This window comes from Hydrocoleum sp. CS-953, assembly GCF_002260545.1.
Classification (GTDB): domain Bacteria; phylum Cyanobacteriota; class Cyanobacteriia; order Cyanobacteriales; family Microcoleaceae; genus Trichodesmium.
In genome coordinates this window covers 1-3,693 of record NZ_LGSU01000573.1, presented here as the reverse complement: position 1 = coordinate 3,693, position 3,693 = coordinate 1, and the positions used below count along the sequence as shown (strand labels likewise).

General features: G+C 35.0%; 4 protein-coding genes. All 4 read right to left on the bottom strand.

The annotated features are described in order from the left end of the window. Nucleotides 1-572: 572 nt before the first annotated feature. The 4 genes from AFK68_RS06210 to AFK68_RS06195 all read right to left on the bottom strand — a co-directional run bounded on the left by AFK68_RS06210 (nt 573) and on the right by AFK68_RS06195 (nt 3,552). The gene (locus AFK68_RS06210; RefSeq protein WP_094672026.1) at nt 573-800 is read right to left on the bottom strand and encodes a hypothetical protein; all 228 of its coding nucleotides are present in this window, start codon (nt 798-800) and stop codon (nt 573-575) included. Nucleotides 801-906: 106 nt separating this feature from the next. Continuing rightward, on the bottom strand, nt 907-1,233 hold the full coding sequence (locus tag AFK68_RS06205; RefSeq protein WP_094672025.1) for a tetratricopeptide repeat protein: 327 nt from the start codon (nt 1,231-1,233) through the stop codon (nt 907-909). A gap of 227 nt (nt 1,234-1,460) precedes the next feature. Continuing rightward, nucleotides 1,461-2,150, bottom strand: a complete 690-nt coding sequence (locus tag AFK68_RS06200) for a glutathione S-transferase N-terminal domain-containing protein (RefSeq protein ID WP_094672024.1) — start codon at nt 2,148-2,150, stop codon at nt 1,461-1,463. 703 nt (nt 2,151-2,853) lie between these two features. After that, on the bottom strand, nt 2,854-3,552 hold the full coding sequence (locus AFK68_RS06195) for a glutathione S-transferase family protein (RefSeq protein ID WP_094672023.1): 699 nt from the start codon (nt 3,550-3,552) through the stop codon (nt 2,854-2,856). Nucleotides 3,553-3,693: the final 141 nt, after the last annotated feature.

Sequence of the window (3,693 nt, the reverse complement as noted above, 5' to 3'; positions counted from 1 at the left end):
CAGGAGGTAGGGACGTTGCATAAGGGCGTCCGTACGGAGTCGCATGGGAATGGCTTTAATATAGTTTTTTAGGTCATACATCATATTTTTTGTCCAAGGGACATCTCCTGTTAAGTCTTTTTATCGCTCTTACTATTGGTAACATTCTTTTTTCAAAATGGTATTAGAGATATAGTTTTTCTGAGTTGAAGAGTAATACCATGTCCGGTAGCATCGGTATTGTATAGTGAAGTTCATTAATTGATAATTGATAATTGATAATTGATAATTGATAATTGATAATTACCTCTGGTTAAAACCGTTACGGAATTGAAGATAAGGAAATATCCTAGCACTTTTTTTCCCCTATCCAAGGGGAGGCTTTAAACCAGAATTATTTAATAATTAATAATTAATAATTAATAATTCGGCAAGGAAGAAGTCTTTAGTTATCTAGGAGAGAAGGAAGAAGGAAGAAGCTTTAAGAGAAGGTAAAATTAAATATAGTAGATATTCCCAGCTTTTACACAAACAATACCAACGGACATGATATAACTTGATGTTGCAGACTTTGATTATTATTTCTTCCCTCTTCATCTTCCGGCGACCCCATTAGAAAACTTTCCCCTGGAACATAAACCATTTCTAAATTTAATACCATTACCTAAATCTTCTATTTTTTGCCTAGCAGAACCGGGGGTAAAATTAATTATTGTCCCGGAGTTGTTGATAGTAACTACCCCAAAAGTAAATACTGCTCCTAGTTCTTCAAGCCATATTTCTTTAGTGAGGTGGTTGTTGCTGTTGTTTGATTTTTTCACGGCGTATTTTCTCCGGAGTTTCCCATTGTTTTTCTTCCTAAATACTCAAAGCAATATCTAGATGTTATCGCGTTTCTCAAGCATGGGAAGTACAGTTGTTTTTCTCCTACCCTACTCCCCTACTCCCTACTCCCAAAACAAAGGAATTTTCTACCTTACTCCTTGTGGGAATTGCTATAACTGCTTCACTCAAACCCAATTTTACTGCCTGCTCATAATTATCAACTGCTTGTTGAGATTTTGCAAATTTATAATAGGCATTACCTCGATAATTATATGCTGGAGCGCGACTATAATCTAACTGTACAACCTTAGTTAAATCTTCAACCACTTCTCCATAATTTTCCAACTGAATATAATCTAAATCTCGATAATAATATGCAAACAAATTCGGGATGCAAATATACAACATAACCAAAACAAATAACCACATCCTGATATTTTCCCTGATTAAATTTCTGAATTTTTCATTGATTACAAGAGCCTATTGCACTAATTTATTCTCCTGACATAAACTAACCATATTTAGCAAACTAATAAATTTTTATGGAGAAAATTTAGCAGTCTGAATAAGATTTGTAGAGATGCTTTATGGAACATCTCTACAAAATTTTTTAGTGCAGAAAAATATTTACTTACCCAATAAAAACTAATAGTTAATTACCGCTGAAACTGACGAGCGCCGAAGAGATTTTCCTTTGCTGTTTCATCCATATTTTTGATCCGACTCTCATTTAAAACTGCTAAACCACGAGTCACCCCAGGTCGCTGACTAACAGTTTCAAACCATCGCTTTAAATTAGGAAAATCTGCTAAATTTTGCCCTTGTTTTTCGTGGGATATTATCCAAGGATATATTGCCATATCGGCAATAGAATAATCTCCGGCTACATATTCAAATTGGAATAGTTGTTGATCTAATACTCGGTATAAACGAGATGCTTCATTTGTGTATCTTTCAATAGCATAAGGAATTTTTTCCGGTGCATATTGACGAAAATGATGAGCTTGTCCTAACATTGGTCCGACGCCACCCATTTGAAACATTAACCATTGAATAGTAGTGTAGCGTTCTCGTGGATTTTCTGGAATAAAACGACCTATTTTTTCTGCTAAATAAAGCAAAATAGCTCCTGACTCAAAGATAGAAATAGGATTACCATCAGGACCATTAGGGTCAACAATAGCAGGCATTTTATTGTTAGGACTAATTTTGAGAAATTCTGGTTGAAATTGGTCTCCAGCCATAATATTAACAGGAATTAAATTATAGGGAGTTTCCGTTTCTTCGAGCATGATACTTACTTTCCAACCATTAGGAGTCGGCCAGTAATATAAATCAATAGTCATAATTTAAACAATCTCCAATTTTTGTCTAATTCTCTATTGAAAAAGGAGTCAAGAGACAGCTATTCTGAAGTTTTAATTTAGAAGTCAGAAGTTAAATTCTGTCTTTATTATTTTGAGCAAGCTAGAAAAAATATTCAACTGATAACTGTTTAATGAAGTCAGAAGTTAAATTCTTACTTTATTATTTTGAGCAAACTAGAAAAAAGATTTAATTGATAACTGTTTAATGAAGTCAGAAGTCATTTCAGTTAGCCTCCTCCGGAGGAACTGCGTTAACAGTTAGCCTCTTGCCTCCTGCGGAGGAGCTGCCCTTTATCCTGACGGACTGCTCCGCTTTCCATGTCGCGGAGCGTTAGCGGAGCTTTGCGTCAGCAAAACAGAGGAACTGCCTCTTGCAGAGGAGCTTCGCTAACGTTAACGTTAACAGTTAGCTTCTTGCAGAGGAACTGCGTTTTTTCGTATAGGGAATGCTCTGCTTTCCATGTCGCTCCGCGTTAACGTTTGCGTAGCATTCCGATAGGAAAGTTGTGCGGAACGCTAAACAGTTATCAGTACCTCGTGGAATAAGGAGGCTTTAAATACGGAATCTTCTTTTTTTTACTCTCTTAAAATAAGAGACGTAACTACCTAAATTTTTCGGTCAGAAGTTAAATTATTAACGAGGTCACTTCTGACTTCTAGATAGATGTTCCCAAGCAAAATGTTAATTAAAACCCAAATTTTTGCGTCCTATGCCATCAAATAAATCGAGCATTTTTTCTCGCCAAGCATAAACTGGATCGCTAGTTTCTAATATTTTTTTTGGAGATATAGAACGAGCAAATTGAAAAGTAGAAAAGACTAGATAATCAGCATAGTTTGGTGTTTCTCCTGCCAAGAAAGATTGCTGACTTATAGTATTTCTTAAAGGCTCTAAGAAAGTTATAAAATTATTTATTTGGTCTTCTGTAACATCTTTAAATTCTTCTAGAGACTTACCAAAAACACTTTCACGACTTTCTCGAAAATAAGGCTTGTCTTTAGGGTCAAGATTTTCAAATACATCGTATATTATTATTGGCACTAAAACTCCTAATAGACTACCATTCCAAGAGTCGATAAACATAGTTTGAGCTTTGGCTTCAGCACTGCCAAATAAAGAAGGTTTATCCGGATAAGTTTCCTCTAAGTAGTTAGCAATATTCCAAGAGTCAAAAACTACTTTATCTCCCTTATTTCCATCAACAATTACAGGAACTTTATCCTGATTAGAGAAAGTGATCGTCTCTTTTTCTGTCAGTCGCCAGGGCATAATTTCTACTTCTAAATTTTTGTGTGCTAGAGCCATGCGACTTCTCCAGCAGAAGGGACTAAAAGCTCTGTTTTCTTCGGCAGTAACTAGGTCATACAGTTTAATTGCCATAGATTCTTTAACCTTGAGAACTTGTAACTACATGATTAACTCTATCAGAATCTTTGCTTTTTACTAAACTAATTTTTCGTTCAAAATAAATAGATAAATGAATAAAAATATTATTATACCAATAATCTGTTACTTATTAGC

What these genes read in the sequence shown, in the direction of transcription:
- AFK68_RS06205 (WP_094672025.1), bottom strand. Translation starts at nt 1,233, where the DNA reads ATGTGGTTATTTGTTTTGGTTATGTTGTATATTTGCATCCCGAATTTG.
- AFK68_RS06200 (WP_094672024.1), bottom strand. Translation starts at nt 2,150, where the DNA reads ATGACTATTGATTTATATTACTGGCCGACTCCTAATGGTTGGAAAGTA.
- AFK68_RS06195 (WP_094672023.1), bottom strand. Translation starts at nt 3,552, where the DNA reads ATGGCAATTAAACTGTATGACCTAGTTACTGCCGAAGAAAACAGAGCT.